Below are 24976 nucleotides of genomic sequence, written 5' to 3' on the forward strand. Positions count from 1 at the left end.
TTACTCGGCAGGTGTCATGACGCCCTTGCCATCGATCAGACGCTTCAACTCATCCCGGTGTCGACGGGCCGACCGCGTGATTGCGGGTTCCTGAATGTCCTCTTTCATACCGACCATACGGCGCGCGGGTGCTGATGATACGCCACTGAGCGCCGACAACGGAATGGCGAACGCAAGGCTAATGGCAATCGGAGCCAGCCAGATCGACACAAGTCCGGACAAAATGCCAACACTCAGGGCGATGCCGCTGATGGTTTCCAGCACATGGCATAGGATCAATGTGCGCAGCCCATAACTGCCGCCATCCCGCGCCTGCGGGGACCAGCCCTTTTGCACGCCAAAAGCTGTGCGGAAAACGGCGGTCATCTGTTGCACCATAAGGATCGGGGCATAGAGGATGGACAGGACCACCTCGGCCAGAAATGAGGTCAAGAACTTGGGGCCGCCACCAAACTCGGCATAGCGCATGCCGCTTAGGGGCAGGGCCAGAACGCCAAGCACCTTGGGGGCCAGCAACATGGCGTACATGACCAAGATGATCAGGACGTGACGGGTTTCCGACATTTCCGGCCATTGGGGGAACAGAGGGTTATCGGGGCTGAAATAATGCAGAACCGACGCGTCTTCGCCCTGACCGATAAGCGCCCACATGACCAGCAGGGCGAACCAAAGCGGTGACATCAGGTATCCAACCGCACCGTGGAACATGTGGAACCGCGATACGGCCCGAAACCCGGTAGAGTCCAACAGTTTCAGGTGCTGCAGGTTGCCTTGGCACCAGCGCCTGTCTCGCAATGCGTGATCAATCAGGGTTGGCGGGGTTTCTTCGTAAGATCCACGGATGCGCGGCAGAAACCGCACGCCCCATCCGGCACGGCGCATCAACCCAGCCTCGACGAAATCGTGGCTCATGATCAGCTTTTCCTGACCGCTGAGCGTCCGTAGTTTTGGCAGACCCGCGCAATTGGCAAAAGCCTTGGTGCGGATAATGGCGTTGTGACCCCAATAGTTGCCCTCTTGCCCGCACCAACGGGCCAGCCCTTCGGCAAAGGCAATGCCATATACGCCATTGGCGAATTGCTGCATTCGGGCAAAAACCGACTGCGCGCCGATCAATTGGGGATAGCTCTGGATCAGGCCCGCGCCGGGGTCGCGCGCCAACGAGTCGGTCAGGCGCAGGATTGCCTGGCCCGTCATCAGGCTGTCTGCGTCCAGCACCAGCATTGCGTCCCAATCAGCGCCCCAGCGACTGACCCAATCGGCAATGTTTCCGACCTTGCGGTCCGTGTTCTGTTCACGCCGACGGTAATAGAGTTCCAGCCCCGGCGCGAGCGTGGTGCGCAACGCTTCGATACTGGATTGTTCCTGCGCGGCAATTTCGGGATCGCGGGTGTCGGACAGGATGAACATGGCATAGTGATGCTGACCACCTTGCGCGCGCAGGTCTTCCAGCATCGTCCGGGCGTTCCCCAGAACATTCCACGGAACCTCGTTATAGACAGGCATCAGCAGAGCAACGCGCAGCGGCTGCGCGCGATCTTGCCGTTGCGGCGGTTCTTGCCGGGACAGTGACACCATGCCCAGCAAAACAGTGCAGACCGTGAAGGCGATCCAGAAGAAATTGAAGGAAATCAGGGTTAGAAGGATGCCTTCCACCAAATTGATCCCTTCGGCCGCAAACCAGTCCGCCATCACCCATAGTAAGCCCAGGGTCGCAACCATTGCGGGCGAGAACACAAGCGCACGCCAGAAGCCAGCCGAAGGACGCTGGCCACCCGGGACTTGCGCATCGCGGAACCCTGCGCGGAAATTCTGCGCTGGCATCGCCAAAGGTGTCTCTGGCGGCATGATATGCAAATCGCTGCTCATATGGTCCAACGGTACAGCCAGACCTCAGAGGCCGGTTGTTTGTCTTTCATCAATTGCGCACGCAGTTCGACGTGGTTGCGTTCACCGGGTTGGAACGAGAATGCCAGCCGCAACCCGCCCGTATCAGGGTTACGCTGCAAGACGCCATCTGAGGTTTCGGCGTGGGGCGAATCCACGAAGATGGTCATCGCCTCGGGATCATCGAACAACTCGCTTGGCTCAAAGTCGATGACAGCCAGACGGCCATCGCCAAAGGTGTTGTCGCCCATCGCTGTGTTGATCACGCGCGGCATCGGTGTCCGCTGCGGTTCTTCACCCCAGATCAGGCGATAGGAGAGGTCGACCTGACTGCCTGCCGTGTACGGCTCCATCGGGCGCCAATAGGCGACGATATTGTCATAAATCTCTTGATCTGCCGGAATTTCCACCAGCGTCACTGTGCCCTTGCCCCAGTCGCCGTTTGGTTCAACCCACAGGCTGGGACGCTTGTGGTAATTGGCCTCAAGATCGGCATAGTCCGAGAATTCCCGCTTACGCTGCATCAGGCCGAAACCGCGCGGGTTCATGTCGACGAAAGAGGAAATCTGCAAACGGGTGGGGTTGGCCAGCGGCCGCCACAGTACCTCGCCAGCGCCGTTGCGGATCAATAGCCCGTCGCTGTCGTGGACGGCGGGGCGGAAGTCGTCAAAGCGGCTGTGGTTGGTCTGATCGAACAGGAACATCGACGTGCCTGGTGCGATCCCTACATGAGACAGGTCCTCTCGTGGGAACAGCGTGGCTTCGACATCCATCACGCAATCCGCACCGGCGGTGACGTTGAACCGATAGGCACCGGTCACGCTGGGGCTGTCCATCAGGGCGTGTACAACCATGTTGCGTTGGCCGGGTTCAGGGCGTTCCAGCCAAAAGCGGATGAATTCCGGGAACTCCTCGCCATCCGGGTCACCGGTTTTCAGGGCAAGGCCGCGCGCGGACAGGCCGTAAACCTCGTGCAGGCCAATGGCGCGAAAATAGCTGGCCCCCTGCCAGACGCAGAATTCGTCTGTCTCACCGGGGCGGTGCATCTCGGTCCGTAGGCGCAGGCCCGAAAAGCCCAACGTATCGTCGATGGGCAGTTGTGGCACGTCTTCGGACTTGTCGAACATCGACAGATCGAAAGCGACCGGAGTTGCCATGCCGTCCTCGACCGTGGCCACTTTGACGGTGCGGGGGAAGTAAAGGCCGGGGGTAAAGAAATCGACATTAAACGGCGTTTCGGTTTCGTACCACAGCGCGCGATCTAGACGGAACCGGATCGAGCGGTATTGCTGATAGGTCAGGTCCTGCCATTCCTGCGGGACCATTTCCCGTTCCGCAAATGGCCGACTGGCCAGATCACGGGCAAGCGCGATCACGTCTTCGCGCTGAAATGGAACTTCACCACCTACCGCAAAGGTCGCCGGGGCGATTGCAAGCGCTGAGGTTGAGGCCAGAAATGCGCGACGCGTGAAATTCATTTTTTTGACTTCCAAGGTTGTGACTTGAACCAGGCGGCCGTGTAAGCGACGCCGATGATCATGGCAAAGCCAATCATGTTGGCGGCAAACACGCTGGCAACATCCCGCCCACTCAGGTCCAGTCCGACGCCGATAAGTCGTGCTGCTGCCATGGAAAATACAAAGACCGCCAGCGACTGCTGCCCGACTTTGGTGATGACGGTCAACAAGAACTGCCAGACCCGCGCGGCAACCCCGTGCCCGGTCGCGATCAGGCGGTGGCCGTGCTCTCCTGCTACGACCCAGCCCAGATAGGCTAGCGATAGGAAGTGAATGTAACGGAAAAGTCCGAATTCTGTCTTGTCGCGGAATTCCTTGGTGACGGGCCAGACTTTTCGGATTTCGTCTGCAAGGTCAGGGGCTGCCGCATTGATCCACATGAACACTTTCCAAGACCCGAAAGGCATTGACAGGATCAGGAATAGCGCCGCTGCCCAGATCAACGTTTTCGACACAGGCGGGGCAGGAATCCAGCCACGCATGAAGGCAAAGCCGGTGAAGAACAACAACTGCCATCCAAAGGGGTTGAAAAACCACTCCCGTTCCGACCACGGTTCGGCGGGCAAAGCCAGCGCACCCGTCTGTGCGATGAGCCAGATCGCGATGGACGTGGCGGCAACGGCCCAAAATCCGATCCGATACAAGCCCATGAACACGGGCATAAGGGCCAGAACCACCAGATACATCGGTAAGATGTCAAAGTAGTTCGGCACGTAAGTCAGCGTGAACAACCCTACCATTTGCGGGGCCGGGTCATTGAAGAAATGCTGCAGGTTTAGGGACGAGATGTAGGTTTTCTCGAAAAGCCCGGTCTGATCCAACGCGGCCATCGACATTGCCACGAAGAAGAACAGGCAGATATGCGCCCAGTATACCTGCCAGATGCGGAAGGCGACACGGGCTGTGCCCATCCACCAGCCTTTACGCAAAAAGGCACCGCCAAACGCGATGGCCGAGGCCATGCCCGAGCAGAACACAAAAATTTCGGTTGCGTCCGAGAACCCGAACCGCGCGGGGATCCACTTGGCCCAGGGGTCGTTTGGGATATGGGCGATCAGAATGATAAACATCGCGATACCGCGATAGAAATCCAGGCGCGGGTCGCGCACGCGGGCAGGGGCGGCTGCTTGGGCCGCCACAGGCGCAAAATCAGAAGCGGGCGATGCTGTCGCCATACGTGTTCTGTCCTTCTTTGGTCTTTTGTTTTTGTTATTCAGCCGGAACGCTTTGTGCATCCCGATCATCGCGGGCCGCGTCGATCAATGCGCGGCGCGCAAGGGCGTAATTGTCCTCGCCACCGGCCCGTTTTGCGCGGCGGTCATCCAGAATGCGCTCGACTGCATCCAGACGCCCGGCGCGCAGGCCGGAATCAATTGTGATGCGCTCGAATACATCACGTTGCGCGTGACTGCCACCTGCCAGTTGCATTCCGTCACGTGCATTGGACAGGAAATCAAAGGCTTGACCATAAAGCCCCTCGCCGAAGGCTTCCAGCCCCTTGGCCGCCGCGATCCCCGGATCGGACATGCGGATCGGGGTGTCACCCTGATTGCGCTGGGCGTCTTTCTGGATGCGTTGCAGCATCTTGCCGGTGGCCTCGGGGCGCTTGTCGCCAGTGAGGGCCAGCAAATAGTGCAGATCGGCGAAGATCAGGCAACCATCCTCGGTGCGCGCGGCGCTGAGATCGGCCAGTTCTTCCCAGCGGTTGCCAACGTTAACGCCCTCAAGCTCAAGCCGGGATAGCAGCGAGGTGGCGTTCGAGATGTCGCGATAGTCGTCGGTTTTGTCCTGACGGATATAGTTGTCATACAACTCCATCACCTGATCGACCTGACCCAAATCCAGATGCATCAGCGCCTTGTGCCACCAGACGTGGTAGCGGAAGTTGTTGCAATGGGTCCAGGCGTCCTCGCGCCCGGCCAACCAGTCCAGACCCAGTTGTGCATTGCCTGTCATCTCATGCACATGTGCGACGGCGTGCAGGCCCCATGCATCGTCCGAAGCCATCCACAAGGCCTGACGACCTGCGATCTCGGCTTTTTCATAGGCGCCCGTTTCTTCCAACGCGAAAGAGTGGCAGCCCAGCAGATAGCCGCGCCCCGCGTGGTCAGGTTCATACGCGGGCATTACCCTTTCGATGGATCGGCGCATCCCGGCGGAGTCACCCAAAATAAACCGGGTGGCATGGCTAAGCTTCATTGCTAGCGTATCTTGCGGATGCGCGCGCAGGACCTCTTCGAACTTCTGTACAGCCTGCGAAGGCAGATCGGCCAGATAAAGCTCCAAAGCATCAACAAAAAGACGTTCGCGATCTGTGACTGGCTGACGCTCCATCGCGGCCTTTGCAGAGACCAGCGCGTCGGTTGCAACAGGCATCACCTCGCGCCGCCCCAAGAGGACCATGAACAACCCTTTGACTGCGTGACCCAGCGCAAAGTCGGGCTCAAGTTCCAGGACAGCGACCAGATGCTGCGGGGTGACCGCCGCGTGCGCCATGAACCCAAGAAGCACCCCGTTCCATGCTTCGACGCTTGTCGGGTGGTTCAGAGTGTTCATCTGTCCGAAAACGTCTTGTTTCATGCTCGTGGTCCGATCCAGTTTTGAATATGTTGCTCTATTCGACTTACCAGAGACTCTAGCGGCGTCGTATCAGTATCGACCAACCTCTCGAATTGGTGAAAGGCTGTGTGCCTAAAACGTGAAAAAAACCGCCGATTCAACGGCATGTTTCAGCAACATGCCGCCTAATTCGGCGTTCTGTTTCAATCGTTGAACGGATTTTCGGCGCTCAGAACATCCTGTGTGTCCGCCCCAAAGACCGGCGGCGCGGCACGATATGTAACCGGTGTGCGCGAGAATTTGAGCGGATTTCCGATCAGTTTCACCTCGGCTGGATCTGCCTGCATTGCAATCTGCATTTGTCGCGCCGCGACCTGTTCGGTGTCAAAAACCTGATCCATTGTCTGCACGGGGCCGACGGGCACTTTGCGGTTTTCAAGCTCGGATATCACCGTTTCAGTATCAACGGATCGAACGGCGGGGCGAAGTATTGCGTTCAGCGCATCCCGGTTTTCAAGACGGGAAGGGTTCGTGGCAAAACGCGGGTCGTCGGCCAGTTCGGGGCGTTCGACGAAGTCACAGAAACGCCTGAACTGGCTGTCATTTCCAACCGCCAGAATGACGTGGCCGTCTGACGTTTCATAGACATCATAAGGCACGATATTCGGATGGCCATTTCCGCGCCGCTGCGGAACGTCGCCAGAGGTCAGGTAGTTGACCCCTTCGTTGATCAGCCACGCGATCTGAGCATCCACAAGCGCAAGGTCAATCTGCTGGCCTTCTCCGGTCAAATCGCGGTGACGCAGCGCGGCCAGAATGCCAACAGTTGCGTACATCCCGCACATGACATCCGCGATGCCCACACCCACCTTCATCGGAGCGCCCTCGGGATCACCTGTCAGGGACATGATGCCGCCGTAGCCTTGCGCCATCAGGTCATAGCCGGGTTTTGACGAATTGGGGCCCGTCTGCCCGTAGCCCGAAATGGAACAATAGACGAGGCCGGGAATATCTTTGGACAACGCCTTGTAATCCAAGCCGTATTTCGCTAGCCCCCCGGGTTTGAAGTTCTCGATCAGGATATCCGCATATGCGGCCAGTCTTTTGATCTCGGCCTGACCCTCGGCTGTTGCGATGTCTATGGCGACGGATTTCTTGTTGCGGTTGGCCGACATGAAATACGCGCTCAGATCCGAGGGGTTTCCGTCGGCGTCCGCCACATAGGGTGGCCCCCATTGGCGCGTGTCGTCGCCCTTAGTTGCCGGGTTCTCGATCTTGATCACGTTGGCGCCCAGATCCCCCAGAAGTTGGGTGCAAGTCGGACCCGCAAGGATGCGGGACAGGTCCAATACCTTTACGCCTTTCAGCGGGCCTTCAGATCCGGCCATCATAGCCTCCACGGTCAATTTCTGCGGCAATCACAGTGAATGTGTCAGATTCCATCGCCGCGTCCAGTGCTGCGCGCAATTCGGAACGTGTGCGAACCGTGTGGCCGATGCCGCCAAATGCCCGACCCATTGCCGCAAAATCGTGTCGGTCGAAGTCCACACCTTTGTTTCCCATCTGACGTTGCCGCTGTTTCAACTCGATTAGGGCAAGGCTTGCGTCCACGAAGACGAGAAAAATGGGGTTACCCCCCATTTCGGCAGCTGTTGAAAGCTCTCCGGCAACCATCAGGAATCCGGCGTCGCCGGAAAAGCTGATCACGGGGCGGTCGGGCTCTGCCAGTTTTAGACCGATCGCCATCGGCACGGCGCACCCCATCGTGCAAAGGGCCGAAGACTGGATCAACCCACGTTCCTCGGAACATTCCCACATCTGGCTTAGAAGGATGCGATGGGCCCCGCTATCTGCCGTGGCCAGTGTTTCCGGCGGCAATGCAGCGCGTGTTTCCGCAATAACGGCGGCCGGTCCCCACTCATCATCAGTCGGAAAGGCCTGTAACAATGCGGATTTAACCTTGTTCGGTTCACCGCCGGGCCAGGTTTTCCGGGCGGGGTTGCCCTTGGCAATCGCTTCAAGTGTAGCCCCTGTGTCGGCCACCAGATTCAATCCGGCCTGATGCATGTAGTGGTCATTAACCACGGCCGAGATATCAATGACCCGCTTTTCATCTGGGTCCCAAATCTCGCGCCAGCCGGGGCGCATTTCGATTGGATCATAGCCCAGACACAAAACCAGATCAGCCTGTTCAACCAACGGCACCAGATGCTTGTCGGCCAATGGCGACAGACCTGCGCCACCCAAGCACAGGGGATGATCTTCGGGGACGACGCCCTTGGCCTTGTAGGTGGTGACGAATGGAATGTCGAAATGTTCCAGAAACGCCTGCACGACGTTGCGCGAGTCATCGTATAGAACATCAAGCCCGATAATGGCTATGGGGCGTTCGGCCTCGGTGACCCAGCGGCGAGCTTTCTCAACGCAATTCCCTTCGGGCGCGACCGCACCGGGTTTGGTAAGCCTGCGGCGTTTGACACCTGAAACACGCGTGTCCGCGACCGAGATGGGCACATCAATATGCACCGGACCGGGGCGGGGCTGGTTGGCCAGCGACACGGCCTTGTCCGCAATGATATCCGCGCCCTTTGCGGTAAGCGTAAAGGTCCCCTTGGTGATCGAGTGGTAGACCTGCGCGTGATCCATGACCTGATGGGTGTAAGTCAGCGCCTCGTCCGCGTCGACGCATCCGGTCAGCACGATCATGGGCACCCTGTCCTGCAAGGCGTTGGCAACCACGTTGATCCCGTTCATCGCGCCGGGGCCGAGGGTTGCGACAAGAATTGCAGGCGCGCCGTCGCGGTGATGCACAGCCTCGGCCATGAAGCCTGCTGCGTTTTCGTGTTTGGTCAGGTGAAAGGTGATCCCGGCCTGCTCCAGTGCGTCCACCAGTGTCAGGACTTCGCCGCCCGGCATGCCAAAGGCGTGGCGGCACCCGGCCTCATAAAGACGTTCGGCCAGAAGGTCCGCAGCGCGGGGCGAAAGGTCCTGCATCAGTCGTTCTCCGAGAAAATGTCTCACAGCAGATTGCGGAGGACGGCCCCGGGCGCAAGGCGGATCACGCCAGTGTGACTATTTGACTGCGGTTTCAGCTATGGACTGAAACTTTGTATCCAGATCAGCCGCGATGTTTCTCAACGGTTCGCCGCCTTCCGGCAGATAGGGTGAAAAAACAAAGCTGGGTGTCTTGTAGGACAAAGTGGCGGTGCCATCGGGTTTTTCTGTCACATAGAACCGGATCGGGGCTTCGATCATCGCGTTCACCGACGTTTCAAGAACGCGTACTGCGTAGTCATTGTTAAAGACACCAATGACCCGGTTGCCGGGAATGATGATCCCACGCGCAGCGGCAGCCTGTGTCGGCCCGGCCTGAGTGACCACGATCAAACCGTTTTCCTTCACGGCGGCTTTTGTGTCTGTCAGCAGTTCCTCGTAAGATTTCTGCGTTGGAAAAACGGCCCATCCCGACGGTGCGTCGTCCGCCCAGGCGGGCAAGGCCAGCGACCCCAACGCAAACAATGCAGCTTTCATAATAAGTCTCCCACGAAATACCGGAACGCGTCTTGCAAGAAAAAAGGTCAAGTTTCGGTCGCAATACTGCGCGCATTCCAAACAGATTGACAGTTCAGAACCCAAAGGATCACAGCATTGTAAGTAAGTACCAAGACTGGGGCTTAGTCCTGGTCTTCGCGCTTTTTCAACAAATAGATATCCATGATCCAGCCGTGATCCGCCCGGGCCATGGCGCGTGTGTCTAAAATCTGCTGGGCCGCGTCTGCCAAAGCCCCTTTGATCAGGATTTCTTCGCTCATGCCGACGTAAGCGCCCCACCAGATGTCATAATCAGCCATCGACAGGTGCTGGAATGAGCATTCTCCGTCCAGCATAACCGCGACTGTCGACGCATCTTGCGGCCATCCTTCATCCCGAATGCGCCGCCCGGTTGTGACAACATATGGCGCACCAAGGTCGTTGATCGGGATGGCATGAGCCGCAGTCAGGGCCTGCAATGCGGTAATGCCCGGCACAACGCGCGTCTTAGGGTAAGGGTCCAGCCGTGACGCGATCCTGAGAGAGCTGTCATATAATGACGGATCACCCCAGATCAGCAACGCAACGTGGCGCGCGCTGGGATGGGTGAAAATCGCATCGCGCCAACGCTGGGCGATCGCGTCATGCCACTCGTCAACGCCCTGTAGATACCCGTCTTCCGAGCGGCGTTTGGGGATGTCAAAATACGCGATTTGCGGCGGTGTGTCCGTTACTGCATTGATGATTTCTTCTCGCAGGCCGGCAAGATCGGCTTTGTTCTCGCCTTTTTTCGGAATCAGGATCAGGTCAGCCGCCCGAATGGCCTGTGCGCCTTGAAAGGTCACGTGATCCGGGTTGCCCGAGCCGATGCCGATCAGGGTCAGGTCAAACATCGTCAAACTCTGCCAATGGACCATAAAGGATCAGGGCAGGGGCTGTGCCGATTTCTGCCGCCAATTTCTCGGACAGTGCGCCGACCGATGATCGGTGCAGTTTTTGGTCAGGTGTAGATACGGATTCAGCCATCAAAGCAGGGGTTTTCAATGGTAAGCCATGATCGTGCAACGCTTTGACCAGAAGGGGAAAAGTTCGCTTACCCATGAAAACAACGGTGGTTGCGTCCGGGTCGGCCAAAGCGGGCAGGTTCAGATCGTCGGGAAGTTTTCCGCTTACATCGTGGCCCGTCACAAATTGCACGCGCCGGGCGGTCAGTCGCCGGGTCAGAGGGATACCGGCCGCCGCCGCAGCGGCAACAGCCGATGGAATTCCGGGAATGATCTCGTACTTGATGCCGGCTTCTTGCAGGGCGACAAGTTCTTCCTCGAGCCGTCCGAACAAGCCTCCATCGCCCGATTTCAAGCGCACGACGCGCGCACCGGTGTTTGCGTAATCCACCAGTAGTCGGCTGACGTGATCCTGCTTGGGCGACGGACGTCCGGCCCGTTTGCCGACGCCCACCAGATCGGCGTCGTCCCGCGCATGAGACAGGATCGGGCCGCTGCTGAGATCGTCAAACAGCACGGCGTCAGCCTTTTGCAACCGGTCTACGGCCTTCAGCGTCAACAGTTCCGGATCACCGGGCCCCGAGCCTATGAATGAGACAAACCCGCTCATGCCGAGGCTTCCGCGATCAGGTGAAAGAACGTGCCGGTTACGTTGCCGCGTACCGACCCGGTTTGCGGTCCTTCAGCCCCTTCAGCGTCGAATACGCGTGCCAATGGCGCATCTGGCTGCTCGAGAATGGATGAATAATGGAACTCATGCCCCCTCAGCGGTGTCTTGGCGTCATAGCCGGGCATTGGGGCTAACAGTTCTGCCCGGCGGTACCCAAGGTTGAACTTGCGTTTCTCATAGGACGTTACCAGCCCCAGCAACCCTGCCATCTGATGCCGGGTGCCATCCTTGTCGACAAGGGCTTGTCCCAAGGTCATGTAACCTCCGCATTCACCGTGAACGGGCTTGGTTTCCGCGTGTTTGCGCAGGCCGGACAGAAATGTTGCAGCAGCGGCCAGTGTGCCCGCGTGAAGCTCGGGATAACCGCCCGGCAACCAGACCAGATTCGCGTTGGGTGCGGGCGGTTCGTCCGCAAGTGGTGAAAAGGGCAGAATTTCCGCCCCGGCTGCGCGCCATCCTTCCAGCAAGTGCGGATAGGTAAAAGAAAACGCCGCGTCCCGTGCCAGTGCGATCCGTTGCGCAGGAGGCCGCGGCAGCGCGGATGACGATGGCCCCTTTGAGCCTGAGGAAGCCGCATTCTTGATGGCCTCAAGATCCACGTGTTCCCGAAGGAACGCGGCATATCCGACGATTGCGCTTTCAAGGTCAGGATGTTCAACAGCCTGAATCAGGCCCAGATGCCGTTCAGGAAGCGTCAGGTCGCCCCGGCGCGGCAAAACGCCCAGAACAGGCAACCCGGCGCGCTCCATGCCCAGCCGCGTTAAACGTTCGTGACGTGGGCTGGCGCATCGGTTCAGGATTACGCCTGCAAAGGGAAGATCGGGATTATACATCCGAAATCCCAGCGCGGTTGCAGCGGCCGATTGAGCCTGCCCGCCGACATCCAGCACCAAAACGACGGGCCAACCCATCCGCTGCGCGGTTTCCGCGCTTGAGCCATGCCCAAGCTCACCGGGTTTGGCGACACCGTCGAACAGGCCCATCGATCCCTCGGCGATGACGATGTCCGCATCCTCGGCTTGCGCGGAAATTGCGGTCAAAAGCGGCTCTCCCATCGCCCAGCTATCAAGATTGAACGAGGCGCGCCCAGCTGCTGCCCTGTGGAAGGCCGGGTCGATATAATCCGGCCCGCTTTTGAACGGCTGCACCGTCAGCCCATCTTCGGCCAGCGCCCTTAGAAGCCCCAGCATGACTGTCGTTTTCCCAGTCCCCGAAGACGGAGCAGAGATCAACAGGCCCGGAGAGTTAGTCATCGCCATGGCTCCAACTTGACCACGGGCTATCCGCGCTTTGCGGGCGATAGCGGCGGTCGTAATCCTTTGAATACAGGCAGCTTTCGTCAAACCCTTTGCCCGCCAATGCGGGGCCAACCATGATCAGCGCCGTGCGCGAGATACCTTCGTCCAGTGCATCTTTCAGCGTTTCCAGCGTCGCGCGAATAATGCGCTCATCCGGCCAGCTTGCGCGATAAACAACGGCGACGGGGCAGTCTGCACCGTAGGCCGGGGTCAGGTCGGCGATTACCTTGTCCAGATTGCCGATCGACAGGTGAATGGCCAGCGTTGCGCCTGTGCGGGCAAAATTCTCCAATGTCTCGCCTTCGGGCATCGAGGACGCACGGCCCGGTGTCCGGGTGAGAACCACGGATTGAGCAAGCCCAGGCAGCGTTAGTTCGGTCCCCAGCGCCGCCGCAGCCGCTGCGAACGAGGGCACGCCCGGCGTGACGCTGACGGGAATTCCCATCTCTTTCAGCCGTCGAATTTGCTCGCCCATGGCCGACCAGACCGACAGGTCGCCGGAATGCAGGCGCGCAACGTCGTGGCCCGCTTTGTGCGCAGCCTCGATCTCGGCCATGATCTGATCCAGATCCATGGGGGCAGTATTGATGATCTGCGCCCCTTCGGGGCAGTGGCCAAGGATTTCCTCGGGCACCAGCGAGCCTGCGTAAAGGCACACAGGGCAGGACGCGATGATATCGCGCCCGCGCAGGGTCAGCAGGTCGGCGGCACCGGGTCCGGCACCGATGAAATGAACGGTCATGATTGTCCTCCGATGGCTATGGCGCAGGTGGCCAGCCGGTCGTCCGATATGTGTCTGGGGGAAAGCAACCGGGCCTGAGGCCCGGCGGCCGCAAGGGCGGATGCTTCGGATACGCTGCCAGTGCCATATGTGGCCCGGCTGCGGTTCGAGCATGTCAGGGTGCGTTGTCCGGCCAGTTCGCTGGCCGCCACATAGTGCAAGGGCAGGGCCAGTGCGTCCGCAAAGGCCGCCAAAGCCGGATGCCCCTTTTTGTCGCTGGCCGTCGCCAAGGCCGAAACGTCGTGACCTATCGATGCCGCATCATAGGCAGCCTGCAGGCTTTCAACCGTCGCAGATGACGAAAAACCAAGGCCCGCGACAATCATAGCGTCACGCTCCACTGGATGACCGGATAGGATGACTTCCACCCGCGACGAGGGCCCAAAGACGACGCCTGCGCCAGTTCAATCCGCAATAGCTCACCACCCAGCTTCTCGTGCCACTGGGTCAGCAGTGCTTCGCTTTCCAATGTCACGGCGTTTGCCACCAACCGCGTCCCCGCCGGCAGTGTTTCACTGATCCATTCCAGAAGGGCGGTGCTCAGGCCGCCACCGATGAAAACGGCGTCGGGTTTTGGAAGCGGGGTCAGTGAGTCTGGTGCGGTGCCGTGCACCACGTCCAGCCGGTCTTGCCCCAACGCGTCCGCGTTGCGCCGAATGCGGTCGGCGCGGTCCTTGCGCGGTTCGATCGTGGTGGCGCTTAGCGTCGGATCACACATCAGCCATTCGATGCCGATCGAGCCCGAGCCGCCTCCGATATCCCAAAGGTGCTCCCCCCTCTGAGGGGCGAGGGCAGACAGGGTCAATGCCCGAATGGGCCGTTTTGTAATTTGGCCGTCGGTTTCAAAAATCTCATCGGGTTTGCCAGAGGCTTTGGGAATGGCGTTGCCGTGTCTCGCCACGTCCAGTGCAACGCAAACGGGGTGATTGAAGTCGCCTTGCAAGGCTTCGGTCAGAGTCAAGCTGTGGGATCGCTCTCGGGGGCCGCCCAAAGCCTCCATTACGTGAAACTGGGTGTCAGCAAATCCGGTTTCGGTCAGATACTGCGCCAGCTCTGCGACCGCAGCCCCGTTACGCAGCAGAAGTATCGCACGAAGCCCCGCTGCCAAATGGGGGCGCAATTGCGTGAGTGGCGCGGCGTGCAAGCCGAAGGTCTGAGCCCCTTCCAGCGGCCAACCCAAGCGCGCGGCGGCCAGTGAAAACGTCGATCGCCCGGGCAGAGCCGTCCACTCACCAGCCTCAAAATTGCGGGCAATCACCGAGCCTGCGCCGAACCAGAAGGGATCGCCCGAGGCCAAAACCACGGTCTTGCGCCCCCTCAAACCGCTCAGGATAGGCAGGCCGTCGGAAAATGGGACAGGCCATTCGATCCGTTCGGCCTTGCCTTGGGGTATCAATGCAATATGGCGTGGTGGGCCCATTATAACTTCGGCCTGTTCCAGCACTTGACGGGTTGCAGGCGAAAGGCCATCCAGTCCATCTTCACCCAAGCCCAAAACGGTCAACCACGGAGTATCAGACATGCCTAACCTCCTGATTCTTGGTGGTACAACCGAAGCAAATGCATTGGCCCAAGCTATAGCGGATCTGGGGATGCCCGCGACCTATTCCTATGCTGGCCGCGTGGACAAGCCGCGCCCCCAACCACTTCCGGTGCGGGTTGGCGGTTTTGGCGGCATCGATCGGCTGGTTGCTTACCTTCATGACAACGAAATAACCCACATTGTCGATGCAACCCACCCGTTTGCCGCCCAGATGAGCCGAAACGCGATTGAGGCCAGCGCGGTTGCTCAAACAAAGCTTGCTGTGCTGACTCGTCCCGCCTGGGCAGCCCAAGCCGGCGACGATTGGCGCCACGTTCCGGACATCGGGGCAGCGGTTGCAGCGTTGTCCGGCGACCCTCGCCGCATTTTCCTGGCGGTTGGACGCATGCATCTTGCGGATTTTGCCGCCCAACCCCAACACCATTATCTTCTGCGGTTGGTGGACGCGCCCGGCGCGCTGCCCCTGCCGAACTGCGACGTTGTCGTGGATCGCGGACCTTTCGCCGAAGCGGACGACCGCGCGCTGATGCAGAGGCACGGGATTGAGCTGGTTGTCTCTAAGAATGCTGGCGGAACCGGGGCACGCGCCAAACTGGACGCTGCCCGATCTTTGGGTGTGCCGGTCTTGATGATCGACCGGCCGGTCCTGCCGCAAAGAACAGAACTGGCGAGCGTTGCTCAGGTTCTGGACTGGTTGGATCATTCCTGATCCTCGTCCGGGGTAAAGCGCGGCGTATAGACGATGGGTGTTCCGTCCCGCTCGATCAGGCGTGTTCGCGAGGAACCGACCAGAACGACGGTTTGCATATCGGCCATGTCCGGCGTCGCTTCGGCCAAAGTCGAAACTCGGATCGCTTCATCCGCGCGGGATACGGCGCGGGCAAACAGAATTAGCCGTTCGGGTTCGCATTCGTCACGCAGAATTTCCAGCGTTTTTACAAAGCCTTCGGGGCGAGACTTTGAGCGTGGATTGTAAAACGCCATCGAGAAATCCGCCTGTGCAGCCAGACGCAGGCGCTTTTCGATCAGAGGCCACGGTTTTAGGTTGTCGCTCAGGTTGATCGCGCAAAAGTCATGACCCAGTGGTGCGCCCGCCCGCGCCGCGGCCGCTAGCATCGCTGTGATCCCGGGTAGAACGTCTATCTGGAGATTGCGCCATTCTTCCGGCCCATTCTCCAACGCTTCAAACACCGCGGCTGCCATCGCGAAAACGCCGGGATCGCCCGAGGATACCACGACCACGCGCTTGCCTTCCGCTGCCAATTGCAACGCATGCTGCGAGCGGTCGATCTCGACCCGGTTGTCACTGGCGTGCAGGGTCAGGCCGGCGCGTTCGGCGACGCGCGCGACATAGGGGTTGTAGCCGACAACATCCGTCGCCTCATCCAGTGCAGCCGTAACTTCGGGTGTCACAAGTCCCTCGTTGCCGGGGCCGAGGCCAGCGATTTTGACCCAGCCGCTCATGGTCGCCGCCCCTGTCCGTGGACAATGATGATCGAGAAATAAGGCGTGACCTTGTCCTCAGATTCGGACAATTTCATCACTTTCTGGTTGGGCATCTGTGCAAATTCGACGATCCAAGCCCTGTCATACATTCCTGCCGACCTGAGCGCCCGCTTCACCTTGTCGATGTTGCGACCGATCTTCATGACCACCAAAGCATCGGTCTGCGCCATGCGCTGCGCCAAATCGTGTTCGGGCAGCGTGCCAACCAACACGGTCAACACGTCGTCGCCCCATGTGATCGGGTCACCCGTGGCCGTCCACGCGCCGGACATTCCGGTAATTGCGGGCACGACTTCCACATCAGTCGTGGTTCGTAAGCGGTTGTAAAGGTGCATGAAAGATCCATAGAAAAATGGATCTCCCTCGCACAGAACCACGACATCCTCGCCTTGTTCCGCCAAGGATTTCAAATGCGCAGCGCAGTCTTCGTAGAAGGCCGACAGCAATTCGTTATAGCGCGGGTCACTCAGGGGGATTTCGGTCGTGACCGGGTATTCCATCGGAAATTCCACGGCGTTTTCGGGGATTATCCCGTTGACGATCTTTCGCGCCTGTCCGCTGCGACCGGGCTTGCGGAAAAACGCCACATGTCGCGCATTGCGCAGCAGACGGTCGGCCCGGACGCTCATCAGGTCCGGGTCGCCGGGGCCAAGGCCAACGCCGTATATTTTCCCCGCTGTCATTCGGCGCGGCTCGCGATTGCGTTAACGGCGGCGACGGTGATGGCGCTGCCGCCCAAACGCCCCTTGACGATGCAGGACGGGACCGGCTGCGCTTCCCATAGGGCGTCTTTGGATTCGACCGCGCCGACAAAGCCCACGGGGCAGCCGATGATCGCGGCGGGGCGCGGGCAGTCGGGGTCTTCCAGCATGTTCAGCAGGTGAAACAGCGCGGTGGGCGCGTTGCCAATCGCGACGACGGCACCCGCCAAATGCGGGCGCCACAGCTCCAGCGCGACGGCGGATCGCGTGTTGCTCATCTCGGCGGCCAGCGGGCGCACACGTTCGTCGTGTAGGGTGCAGATCACGTCGTTGTAGGCAGGCAGACGGAACCGGGTCACACCTTCGCTGACCATGCGCGCGTCACACAGGATCGGTGCGCCAGCCTCCAGTGCTGCGCGTGCGGTGGCGACAAAGCCGGGCGAGAAATGCACGAACTCTTCCAGCCCCACCATGCCTGCTGCGTGGATCATGCGGACAGCGACCTGTTCCTCGTCGGCGTCGAACCGGGTCAGATCGGCCTCGGACCGGATGGTGGCAAAGCTTTCTTTGTAAATCGCCGCGCCATCGGTTTCGTAAGTGTAAGGCATCAGGTGAAGTCCATATTCATCAGTGTTTCTACGGTCAGGCCGGTCTGGCAGGGCTCATCCCCCGCGCGGCCTTGTTTGACAAGATCAAATCGTCCGGCATTCCCGATCAGAGTCACATCGGCCGGGCCCATCCGCGCGCACCCCTTGGAACAGCCCGAGACATGGAGGCTGCCCGGTACGCGCGCCGCCAAAGCGCGGGCGATATCACGGGTTTCCACCTGCGCTTGCGGGCAGAATGGCGCGCCGGGGCAGGCGTCGGTGGTCATCAAAGGATCGGTGCCACCCGTGACAAAGGCTGGGGCAGGTATTGCCGCCCCGCCTTCCAGCAGGATCAGCCGCCACGGGGTCACACGCAGGGCTTGGGCCCCGCTGTGCGCGATCAGCTCTTTCAGGGCGCGCGCAGGCAGTTGCCCAAAGGCTGCACCATAGAGCGTCCCCAGATCGCAAGCACCCGGCTGCAACGGTGCGCCAATAGGTTCCGAAGCTGCGCCCTGCCATTCCGAAGGCAAGGCCGAGACAACGCGTGACATGCGACGAGTCTCGGGCGTGTAGGTTTGGGCGAACCATGTGGCCAGACATATCAACTGGTCAATGGCGTCAGCTTCCTGGACCAGACGTCCGGTCTTGGCCCCGTCGGCGCGCAGGATCAGGCCGTCCGGGGCGGTCTCCAACCGGATATCAGCGGAATCACCTGCCAGCAGGCGTTGAGCTCCGGTGTCGATGGCAAAGCCGAATTTGGCGGGCAGGGCGGGCAATTCCGCCAACCGGTCAATCAGTTCCTGTGTCAGCTTGGCGGTCAGATCGCCCGACTGATAAAGCGGCGAGACCAAAATGTTACGGCGCACCTCGATCCCCGGTTCGGCATCCAGCAGCTTCAGCGCGGCCAGTTCAGCCAGCAGGGGCTGATGATCCGCCTCGGCCACGCCGCGCAGTTGCAGGTTGGCGCGGTTGGTCAGGTCGATGGTGCCATTGCCGAAACGCGCGGCCAGATCACACAGACCCATGGCTTGTTCCGCCGTCAGCCGTGCCAATCGGGGCCGCACCCGTACCACCAGCCCGTCGCCCGACATCATCGGACGGTGCGCGCCGGGGCACCAGCCCTGGACGATGGGAGCGCTCATCCCAGCCCCTCCAGATCGGCACGGATCGAGTTGCGCCGCGTGTTCCAAAGCCCGGCCTCCATTAAGGCGCGGAACCGGTCCTGCATAGCCTGATGCGCCTTTGGGTTGGCCTCGGCCAGAAAGGCGTCGACGTCATCATTGCCCAGCGTGGCATCGTGGTAGAGGTCGAACAGATGCGGCGCGACCGTGCCCGACAGATGCGCGAATGAGGCCATATGGTCCAGCGTCGCTGCAATCTCGGCCGCGCCCCGGAACCCGTGGCGTTGCATCCCTGCTATCCAGCCCGGATTGGCGGCGCGGGCGTGGACCACGCGGCTGATTTCCTCGGGCAGGGTCCGCGCGCGCGGGGTGCCGGGGTTGGTGTTGTCCAGATGATACAGCTGCGCGGTGCCGCCGGTGATCTTCTTGGCGGCGGCGAACCCGGCCTCATGCGTGGCATAATCATTGGCCAGCAGCAGGTCGGTCTCGGCCAGATCCTGAAGGTGCACAAAGCTGTCGGCATTGGCGACGCGCTGCGCAATCCCGTCCTTGTCCTGCGCGTTATGTTCGCCCTCCAGAGCGTAGGAACTGGCGTCCAGCCAAGCCTCGCCCGCCTGCGCGCGGGCTTCGTCGGTGTAAATTTCGGACAATTGCGTCATGTTCACACCATAGCTGCCGGGGGCGGGGCCATAGACGCGGGCGGCGGGTTCGTGACCGGCGTAAGGGTTCCAGTCGGTGGCCTCGTCCCGCGCCGACAACGCCCGGATCGCCTGACCGTAGAGCGCCGAAAGCGTCGGGAACACGTCGCGGAACAGGCCCGAGACCCGCAATGTCACATCCAGACGCGGACGGCTGAGGTCGGTGATCGGCAGCACTTCGATGCCCGAGACCCGTTCGGACCCCTTGTCCCAGACCGGTTTTACGCCCAAAAGGTGCAACGCCATGGCGAATTCCTCGCCCGCCGTGCGCATCGTGGCTGAGCCCCACAGATCGACGATCAGCCCCTTGGGATAATCGCCTTCTTCCTGAAGGTGACGCCGCACCAGTTCCTCGGCCAGTTTGACACCCTGCGCATAAGCCGCGCGTGTAGGCACCGAGCGCGGATCGGTGGTATAAATGTTCCGCCCGGTGGGCAGCACGTCAGAACGCCCACGATAGGGGGACCCAGATGGCCCGGCCTCGATCCGCTTTCCGGCCAGCGCATCCGTCAGCGCGCGACGCTCAGAGTGGGCAGAGGGCGCGGGGTCGAAATTGCCCGTGACCTCCGGTACCCGGCCAAAGATGTGCAGACCGTCACCGAACTGGCTTTCCTTGATGTCGCAGACAAAGCGGTCAATGCGGGTGATCGCCTCGGCGGTGCAGGTGGCCTGATCCAGACCCAGATCGCTTTCCAACCCGATGGCCTGCGCCTCATCCCGAATGTCTTCCTGCAACCGGTCGCGGCGTTTGGGGTCAAGACCATCGGCATTCGAGAATTCGTCCAGCAGGGATTCAAGCCGCACCATTCGGTCGGGCGTGCCGCTTTCCTTCAGCGGGGGTGGGACGTGGCCCAGCGTGACCGCGCCGATCCGGCGTTTGGCCTGTGCGGCCTCGCCGGGGTCGTTGACGATAAAGGGGTAGATCACGGGCAGATCGCGGATCAAGGCCTCGGGCCAGCAAGTGGCGGACAGGGCGACGGATTTGCCCGGCAGCCATTCCAGCGTGCCATGGGCACCGATATGGATCAAAGCGTCTGCGCCCAGCCCTTTGCGGAGCCACAGGTAGAAGGCGACATAGCTGTGGCGCGGGGTGCGCGACAGGTCGTGATAGTCGTCATCGCGCAGCTCGGGCGTGCCGCGCTCGGGCTGCAAGGCGACCAGAGCTTTGCCCCGGCGCAGAGCGGTAAAGTGGAACGCTCCGTTTGCGCAAGCGAGGTCGTCCTCGGGCGCTCCCCAGACTGTGTTCAGGTCGGTACGAAGCTGCTCGGGCAGGTCGGCCAGCGCGGTTTGGTAGTCGGCAAGGGGCCACGCGATGCGCGCGTTCAGCAGCGCTTCAGAGATTGGGTCGGCGGCGGCGGTGTCATAGCCCTCGGCCTGCAAGTCGGACAGCATCGCCTCGGCAGAGGCCAGCGCGTCCAGACCGACCGCATGGGCCATCTGCCAGTCTTTGCCCGGATATGTGGACAGGACCAACGCGGGCACCTGGTCGGATTTAGGTTTGTCCTGAAGGTTCAACCAGCTGGTCACACGGTCGAGGATGGCCTCGACCCGTTCCTCTTCGGCCCGGTGGGCAAAACGAGAATATTCCAGATGCGGATCACGCTTGCCCGGTTCTTTGAACGAGGCGACGCCCGCGTTGATCCGCCCGTCCACCTCGGGCAAAACCACATGCATGGCAAGGTCGGCGGGTGAGAGGCCGCGTTCCGCCTCGGCCCATGCCTTGCGGCGCGAGGTGGCCAGCGCGACTTGGAAGACGGGCACATTCGCAGCATCTAAGGGCGAGGTGCCAGACGCGCCTTTGCCCGAGAATGAGGTGGCGTTGATGATCACCGAAGGGGCCAGCGATACGATGGTTTCGCGTAGCCAGTCGGCGGCTGCCGGTGCCTTCAATGACGGGGCGAACAGGCCCACGGCCTCAAGGCCCCGTTCGCGTAGGCTGTGGATCAAGGCTGCAACAGGGGCGGTATCTGCGGATGTCAGATAAGCGCGGTAGAATGTCACGAGGATACGTTTGGCGTCGCCGGAAAACGCCTGTTCTGCCGGTATCACGCCTCGATCCGGGCACCACACGCCACATTCGGGGATCGTTTTGGCCCCCATCACCGGACCCGCATATAGCCCCGCCGCCAGCGCCATCTGCGCCAAAGCGGCTTGTGCTGCGACCTCGCCACCCGTGTCGCACAGATGCGCCAAGCGGCGCAGGGTTGACACGGGCAGGGTGGAATACTCATCCAGCCGCGTATCCTCGCGCCCGTCGGCGGGCAGCACGGCCACAGCGATCCCCTTGGCCTGCGCCAGCGCCAGAACCTGTTGCAGCCCATAGGCCCAATAGGGCACCCCTCCGATCAGGCGGATCAGGATGCCCTTTGCGCCCTCAAGCGTCTGTTCCACATAGGTGTCTACGGACAAAGGGTGTTTCAGCGCCGTCAGATTGGCCAGCCGCAGGGTCGGCATCCGCCCCTCGGGCCCGCCACCGCGATGCCAGCCCGCCGCGAAAGCGCCAAGGTCACTGTCGGAAAAGGACAGCGCCACCAGATCCGCCGGGCTTTGGCCCAGATCGGTCGGGGTCTCTGATTCCTCGAGCCCGTGGCTTTCGCGGAAGACGACGTGCATGGTCTTACTCTGTGCTCACTCGGCGGGTTCGGTGACACCCATCAGGATATCGCGGATTTCGGCCTCTTTGATGTCGTCATGCTCGGCGATCACTACCAGACGCGAGCGGCGTGCTTCATCCGGTTCCCAAAGGCGGTCATACTGATGCCGCACGCGCGCACCAACGGCCTGCACCAGCAGGCGCATTGGCTTGCCTTGAACGGCGGCATAGCCTTTGACCCGCAGAATGTTCAGTTCAGAAGCCAGACGTTCGATTTTGGCAACCAGATCCAGCGGATCGGCCTGTTCGGGCAACTCGACGATGATGCTTTCGAAATCGTCATGCTCGTGATCGTCGTGACCGTCATGATGGCTGGGTCGGGCATCCATGTCATCCTCGGCGGCGGCTTCCAGCCCCAGTACGACGCGCACGTCGACGACACCTTCGGCCACTTCGACCACGGGCAGAGGGCGCGGGGCCTCGGCGGCGATGATCTCGCGCGCTTTGGCAACACCCTCGGGCCCGGCCAGATCAGGCTTGGTCAGAAGGATGATGTCGGCGCACGAGATCTGATCTTCGAACACCTCGGACAGGGGCGTTTCGTGGTCGATGGAATCATCGGCCATGCGCTGTGCATCCACCGCTTCGACATTGGGGGCAAAGCGACCTGCAGCGACGGCCTCGGCATCGGCCAGTGCGATCACGCCGTCCACGGTGATTTTCGACCGGATATCGGGCCAGTCGAAGGCTTTCAGCAGCGGTTTCGGCAGTGCCAAACCGGATGTTTCGATCAGGATATGTTCCGGGCGCGGCTCCAACGCCATCAGCGCCTCAATCGTGGGAATGAAATCATCTGCCACGGTGCAGCAGATGCAACCATTGGCCAGCTCCATGATGTTTTCCGCCGGGCAATCGGGGATCGCGCAGGATTTCAGGATATCGCCATCCACGCCCACATCGCCGAATTCATTGACCACAACGGCCAGACGCTTGCCCTGCGGGTTCTGCATCAGGTGGCGTACCAGCGTGGTCTTGCCCGAGCCCAGAAAGCCGGTGATCACAGTAACAGGGAGTTTTTCCAAATTGCTCATTTCAGGGCTCCAATCGGGGGAATGCGGGCCGCGCAGTTTTTGCGGAAATGTTCAGGGCGTTCGCGCCATTTGACCAAGCCATCTTCGGTCGCAAGGTACTTGGTCGCGCCTTCAACGATGGTTTCCACATGGTCGCTTTCATTCAGGTGCTCATACACGAACGTCCAGCGTTCGGGCCCACCGCGCAGAACGATGGAACAGCCCTGATCGCAATTCGAAAGGCATTCCACGGCTTTCAGGACAACGCCCTCGGGCAGCTTGGCCTGTTCAAGGGCTTTGTGCAGCAATGCGCCGGGCCGCTGCGCGTCGTCTTCGACGGGCAGTCCTCGGCGACAGGTGGTGCAGACCAGCAGCTCGACTGGTGCAGTATCGGTCACGTCTCTCATCCCCCCAAATCCTCTTTGTGGGGGACGGGGTCTCATGCGGGCCACGCGTTGCGACATGGACCCGACACCGGAACACCCCGTCCGGTTACATCTTCGGGCGCTGGCAGGTCTCCCGGCTTGCGGATATCGGGGCATAGCCCTGTCAGATGTCCTGCCTTCCCGACCTTATTGGCCAGTGGCTTTGGGCACCCTCTCCGGTCACGGTCGCGGGGGCGGCTGTGTTTCACGGAAGATCCGCTGACACATTCCCTTTTCATCCATCCTAAGATGGACACCAACGGATCGGACATGCGGCACCCGGCAGGGGATTGTCAAGCGACTCGCAGATATCCGCGCTACCAGAGTGAAAAAGCGACCTGACAGCGTCGCTGGGCGGCATGACTTGGGGGCAAGCGTCATGCTGCCATGCCCTAAACAAGAGAGGTATGTCGCATGAAGGTAGGCTTTATCGGGCTGGGCAATGTGGGTGGCAAACTGTCGGGATCCTTGCTTCGCAACGGGATCGACCTGACCGTACATGATCTGAATCCCAATCTGGTCGCTGAATTTGTAACGCGGGGTGCAAAGGCCGCCGAAAGTCCCGCACAGCTGATGCGCGATTGCGATGCGGTCATTACCTGCCTGCCATCACCCGCCGCGTCGGATGCGGTGATGCAAGAGATGCTGCCCAATGTCCGTACCGGCAAGATCTGGATGGAGATGTCTACCACCGACGAGGCCGAGGTCAAACGGCTGGGTGCCCTTGTAATCGAACGCGGGGGCGCAGCCGTGGATTGTCCTGTGTCGGGCGGGTGCCACCGCGCAGCGACGGGCAACATCTCGATCTTTGCGGGCTGCGACCGGGATACCTTTGAGCGTATCCTGCCATTTCTGACGACAATGGGCCGGCGCATCCTGCACACCGGCGAGCTCGGCTCGGCCTCGGTGCTGAAGGTTCTGACAAACTACCTGGCCACGGCGAATCTGATCACCTGCGCCGAAGCATTGGTTACCGCCAAGGCTGCCGGTATGGACCTGAATACCACATATGAGGCCATCAAGATCTCTTCGGGTACATCCTTTGTCCATGAGACAGAAAGTCAGGTCATTTTGAACGGATCGCGGGATATCTCATTCACAATGGACCTTGTGAAAAAGGACATCGGTCTGTTTCAGGAGGTGGCAGACCGCGCCGGTGTTCCGCTTGAAATGAACCCGCTGATGATCCGAATTTTTGACGACGCCATCGCACGTTATGGAGAGCGGGAGCTTTCGCCGAACATTATCCGGCGCCTGGAGGATGCGACTGGGCTGGATGTCAGCGCCCCAGGGTTTCCGCCCGAGATGGAAGACGACGAACCCGAAGAGCCAGGGTACGAGGTCGTCCCTCAGGGTCGCAACGCCGTTTAGTTATTCATGAAATCCGTCACCTTGCCGCCGCGCGCTTGTCCACTGGGCACGCAGCGGTTCTCCTGTGGGCAGGATCGCTTTTCTGGCGACAGAAGCAGGGTAAGGCCTGCGGAA

General features: G+C 60.6%; 22 protein-coding genes and 1 riboswitch. Of the genes, 2 read left to right on the forward strand and 20 right to left on the reverse strand.

Annotated elements, in window-relative coordinates:
• From mdoH to cbiE, 13 genes are all read right to left on the reverse strand, one after another.
• A complete protein-coding gene (mdoH, locus tag RUESEDTHA_RS09595; protein WP_180886530.1) occupies positions 1-1869 on the reverse strand; it encodes a glucans biosynthesis glucosyltransferase MdoH in 1869 nt (622 codons plus the stop codon).
• Positions 1866-3365 carry a glucan biosynthesis protein gene (locus RUESEDTHA_RS09600; RefSeq protein WP_180886531.1) on the reverse strand — a complete coding sequence of 500 codons (1500 nt, stop codon included), beginning with the start codon at positions 3363-3365 and terminating at the stop codon, positions 1866-1868. The genes mdoH and RUESEDTHA_RS09600 overlap by 4 nt, the downstream gene beginning before the upstream one ends.
• Positions 3362-4579, reverse strand: a complete 1218-nt coding sequence (locus RUESEDTHA_RS09605; RefSeq protein WP_180886532.1) for an OpgC family protein — start codon at positions 4577-4579, stop codon at positions 3362-3364. Before RUESEDTHA_RS09605 ends, RUESEDTHA_RS09600 begins: the two co-directional genes overlap by 4 nt.
• A 34-nt stretch (positions 4580-4613) precedes the next feature.
• Positions 4614-5984, reverse strand: coding sequence for a tetratricopeptide repeat protein (locus tag RUESEDTHA_RS09610; protein ID WP_180886533.1), 1371 nt, complete (start codon positions 5982-5984; stop codon positions 4614-4616).
• Between the two features lie 182 nt (positions 5985-6166).
• On the reverse strand, positions 6167-7351 hold the full coding sequence (locus tag RUESEDTHA_RS09615; RefSeq protein ID WP_180886534.1) for a CaiB/BaiF CoA-transferase family protein: 1185 nt from the start codon (positions 7349-7351) through the stop codon (positions 6167-6169).
• Positions 7338-8957 (reverse strand): thiamine pyrophosphate-binding protein, encoded by a 1620-nt coding sequence (locus RUESEDTHA_RS09620; RefSeq protein ID WP_180886535.1) that lies wholly within the window; start codon positions 8955-8957, stop codon positions 7338-7340. Before RUESEDTHA_RS09620 ends, RUESEDTHA_RS09615 begins: the two co-directional genes overlap by 14 nt.
• A gap of 78 nt (positions 8958-9035) precedes the next feature.
• Positions 9036-9494, reverse strand: a complete 459-nt coding sequence (locus RUESEDTHA_RS09625; protein WP_180886536.1) for a DUF302 domain-containing protein — start codon at positions 9492-9494, stop codon at positions 9036-9038.
• Positions 9495-9637: 143 nt separating this feature from the next.
• Positions 9638-10387, reverse strand: a complete 750-nt coding sequence (gene cobF / locus RUESEDTHA_RS09630) for a precorrin-6A synthase (deacetylating) (protein ID WP_180886537.1) — start codon at positions 10385-10387, stop codon at positions 9638-9640.
• Positions 10380-11108: a uroporphyrinogen-III C-methyltransferase gene (gene cobA, locus RUESEDTHA_RS09635; protein ID WP_180886538.1), complete on the reverse strand. Its 729-nt coding sequence runs from the start codon at positions 11106-11108 to the stop codon at positions 10380-10382. Before cobA ends, cobF begins: the two co-directional genes overlap by 8 nt.
• The gene (locus RUESEDTHA_RS09640) at positions 11105-12421 is read right to left on the reverse strand and encodes a cobyrinate a,c-diamide synthase (RefSeq protein WP_180886539.1); all 1317 of its coding nucleotides are present in this window, start codon (positions 12419-12421) and stop codon (positions 11105-11107) included. Before RUESEDTHA_RS09640 ends, cobA begins: the two co-directional genes overlap by 4 nt.
• Entirely contained in the window at positions 12414-13208 is a 795-nt protein-coding gene (gene cobM / locus RUESEDTHA_RS09645) for a precorrin-4 C(11)-methyltransferase (RefSeq protein WP_180886540.1), read from the reverse strand. The genes RUESEDTHA_RS09640 and cobM overlap by 8 nt, the downstream gene beginning before the upstream one ends.
• On the reverse strand, positions 13205-13573 hold the full coding sequence (locus RUESEDTHA_RS09650; protein WP_180886541.1) for a cobalamin biosynthesis protein: 369 nt from the start codon (positions 13571-13573) through the stop codon (positions 13205-13207). Before RUESEDTHA_RS09650 ends, cobM begins: the two co-directional genes overlap by 4 nt.
• Positions 13570-14769, reverse strand: coding sequence for a precorrin-6y C5,15-methyltransferase (decarboxylating) subunit CbiE (cbiE, locus tag RUESEDTHA_RS09655; RefSeq protein ID WP_180886542.1), 1200 nt, complete (start codon positions 14767-14769; stop codon positions 13570-13572). Before cbiE ends, RUESEDTHA_RS09650 begins: the two co-directional genes overlap by 4 nt.
• Here cbiE and RUESEDTHA_RS09660 point away from each other — a divergent pair.
• Entirely contained in the window at positions 14768-15499 is a 732-nt protein-coding gene (locus tag RUESEDTHA_RS09660) for a cobalt-precorrin-6A reductase (RefSeq protein ID WP_180886543.1), read from the forward strand. The two genes, cbiE and RUESEDTHA_RS09660, sit on opposite strands and share 2 nt — an antisense overlap.
• Here RUESEDTHA_RS09660 and cobJ read toward each other — a convergent pair.
• From cobJ to RUESEDTHA_RS09695, 7 genes are read right to left on the reverse strand one after another with little or no spacing between them, the layout of a single operon-like run.
• Complete coding sequence (cobJ, locus tag RUESEDTHA_RS09665) at positions 15490-16254, reverse strand: precorrin-3B C(17)-methyltransferase (RefSeq protein ID WP_180886544.1); 765 nt, start codon at positions 16252-16254, stop codon at positions 15490-15492. The genes RUESEDTHA_RS09660 and cobJ overlap by 10 nt on opposite strands.
• Positions 16251-16979 carry a precorrin-2 C(20)-methyltransferase gene (locus tag RUESEDTHA_RS09670; RefSeq protein ID WP_180886545.1) on the reverse strand — a complete coding sequence of 243 codons (729 nt, stop codon included), beginning with the start codon at positions 16977-16979 and terminating at the stop codon, positions 16251-16253. Before RUESEDTHA_RS09670 ends, cobJ begins: the two co-directional genes overlap by 4 nt.
• On the reverse strand, positions 16976-17605 hold the full coding sequence (locus RUESEDTHA_RS09675; protein ID WP_180886546.1) for a precorrin-8X methylmutase: 630 nt from the start codon (positions 17603-17605) through the stop codon (positions 16976-16978). The genes RUESEDTHA_RS09670 and RUESEDTHA_RS09675 overlap by 4 nt, the downstream gene beginning before the upstream one ends.
• Positions 17605-18726: a cobalamin biosynthesis protein CobG gene (locus RUESEDTHA_RS09680; RefSeq protein WP_180886547.1), complete on the reverse strand. Its 1122-nt coding sequence runs from the start codon at positions 18724-18726 to the stop codon at positions 17605-17607. The genes RUESEDTHA_RS09675 and RUESEDTHA_RS09680 overlap by 1 nt, the downstream gene beginning before the upstream one ends.
• Positions 18723-22016, reverse strand: a complete 3294-nt coding sequence (gene cobN, locus RUESEDTHA_RS09685; RefSeq protein WP_180886548.1) for a cobaltochelatase subunit CobN — start codon at positions 22014-22016, stop codon at positions 18723-18725. Before cobN ends, RUESEDTHA_RS09680 begins: the two co-directional genes overlap by 4 nt.
• A gap of 15 nt (positions 22017-22031) precedes the next feature.
• Entirely contained in the window at positions 22032-23087 is a 1056-nt protein-coding gene (gene cobW / locus RUESEDTHA_RS09690) for a cobalamin biosynthesis protein CobW (protein ID WP_180886549.1), read from the reverse strand.
• A complete protein-coding gene (locus RUESEDTHA_RS09695) occupies positions 23084-23473 on the reverse strand; it encodes a DUF1636 domain-containing protein (RefSeq protein ID WP_180886550.1) in 390 nt (129 codons plus the stop codon). The genes cobW and RUESEDTHA_RS09695 overlap by 4 nt, the downstream gene beginning before the upstream one ends.
• Before the next feature lie 84 nt (positions 23474-23557).
• Positions 23558-23767, reverse strand: a riboswitch (cobalamin riboswitch).
• Between the two features lie 138 nt (positions 23768-23905).
• Between RUESEDTHA_RS09695 and RUESEDTHA_RS09700 the strand changes: the two genes are divergently transcribed.
• Positions 23906-24862: an NAD(P)-dependent oxidoreductase gene (locus RUESEDTHA_RS09700; RefSeq protein WP_180886551.1), complete on the forward strand. Its 957-nt coding sequence runs from the start codon at positions 23906-23908 to the stop codon at positions 24860-24862.
• The last annotated feature ends 114 nt before the right edge of the window (positions 24863-24976 follow it).

This window comes from Ruegeria sp. THAF57, from assembly GCF_903914075.1.
Taxonomy (GTDB): domain Bacteria; phylum Pseudomonadota; class Alphaproteobacteria; order Rhodobacterales; family Rhodobacteraceae; genus Ruegeria.

Bases quoted from the DNA above. Each gene is read 5' to 3' on its own strand.
- RUESEDTHA_RS09600 (WP_180886531.1), bottom strand. From the start codon at position 3,365: ATGAATTTCACGCGTCGCGCATTTCTGGCCTCAACCTCAGCGCTTGCA.
- cbiE (WP_180886542.1), bottom strand. From the start codon at position 14,769: ATGTCTGATACTCCGTGGTTGACCGTTTTGGGCTTGGGTGAAGATGGA.
- RUESEDTHA_RS09625 (WP_180886536.1), bottom strand. From the start codon at position 9,494: ATGAAAGCTGCATTGTTTGCGTTGGGGTCGCTGGCCTTGCCCGCCTGG.
- mdoH (WP_180886530.1), bottom strand. From the start codon at position 1,869: ATGAGCAGCGATTTGCATATCATGCCGCCAGAGACACCTTTGGCGATG.
- RUESEDTHA_RS09650 (WP_180886541.1), bottom strand. From the start codon at position 13,573: ATGATTGTCGCGGGCCTTGGTTTTTCGTCATCTGCGACGGTTGAAAGC.
- RUESEDTHA_RS09670 (WP_180886545.1), bottom strand. From the start codon at position 16,979: ATGACAGCGGGGAAAATATACGGCGTTGGCCTTGGCCCCGGCGACCCG.
- RUESEDTHA_RS09610 (WP_180886533.1), bottom strand. From the start codon at position 5,984: ATGAAACAAGACGTTTTCGGACAGATGAACACTCTGAACCACCCGACA.
- RUESEDTHA_RS09680 (WP_180886547.1), bottom strand. From the start codon at position 18,726: ATGAGCGCTCCCATCGTCCAGGGCTGGTGCCCCGGCGCGCACCGTCCG.
- RUESEDTHA_RS09615 (WP_180886534.1), bottom strand. From the start codon at position 7,351: ATGGCCGGATCTGAAGGCCCGCTGAAAGGCGTAAAGGTATTGGACCTG.
- cobM (WP_180886540.1), bottom strand. From the start codon at position 13,208: ATGACCGTTCATTTCATCGGTGCCGGACCCGGTGCCGCCGACCTGCTG.
- RUESEDTHA_RS09620 (WP_180886535.1), bottom strand. From the start codon at position 8,957: ATGCAGGACCTTTCGCCCCGCGCTGCGGACCTTCTGGCCGAACGTCTT.
- cobA (WP_180886538.1), bottom strand. From the start codon at position 11,108: ATGAGCGGGTTTGTCTCATTCATAGGCTCGGGGCCCGGTGATCCGGAA.
- cobJ (WP_180886544.1), bottom strand. From the start codon at position 16,254: ATGAGCGGCTGGGTCAAAATCGCTGGCCTCGGCCCCGGCAACGAGGGA.
- RUESEDTHA_RS09660 (WP_180886543.1), top strand. From the start codon at position 14,768: ATGCCTAACCTCCTGATTCTTGGTGGTACAACCGAAGCAAATGCATTG.
- RUESEDTHA_RS09695 (WP_180886550.1), bottom strand. From the start codon at position 23,473: ATGAGAGACGTGACCGATACTGCACCAGTCGAGCTGCTGGTCTGCACC.
- RUESEDTHA_RS09700 (WP_180886551.1), top strand. From the start codon at position 23,906: ATGAAGGTAGGCTTTATCGGGCTGGGCAATGTGGGTGGCAAACTGTCG.
- RUESEDTHA_RS09605 (WP_180886532.1), bottom strand. From the start codon at position 4,579: ATGGCGACAGCATCGCCCGCTTCTGATTTTGCGCCTGTGGCGGCCCAA.
- cobW (WP_180886549.1), bottom strand. From the start codon at position 23,087: ATGAGCAATTTGGAAAAACTCCCTGTTACTGTGATCACCGGCTTTCTG.
- cobF (WP_180886537.1), bottom strand. From the start codon at position 10,387: ATGTTTGACCTGACCCTGATCGGCATCGGCTCGGGCAACCCGGATCAC.
- RUESEDTHA_RS09675 (WP_180886546.1), bottom strand. From the start codon at position 17,605: ATGCCTTACACTTACGAAACCGATGGCGCGGCGATTTACAAAGAAAGC.
- cobN (WP_180886548.1), bottom strand. From the start codon at position 22,016: ATGCACGTCGTCTTCCGCGAAAGCCACGGGCTCGAGGAATCAGAGACC.
- RUESEDTHA_RS09640 (WP_180886539.1), bottom strand. From the start codon at position 12,421: ATGACTAACTCTCCGGGCCTGTTGATCTCTGCTCCGTCTTCGGGGACT.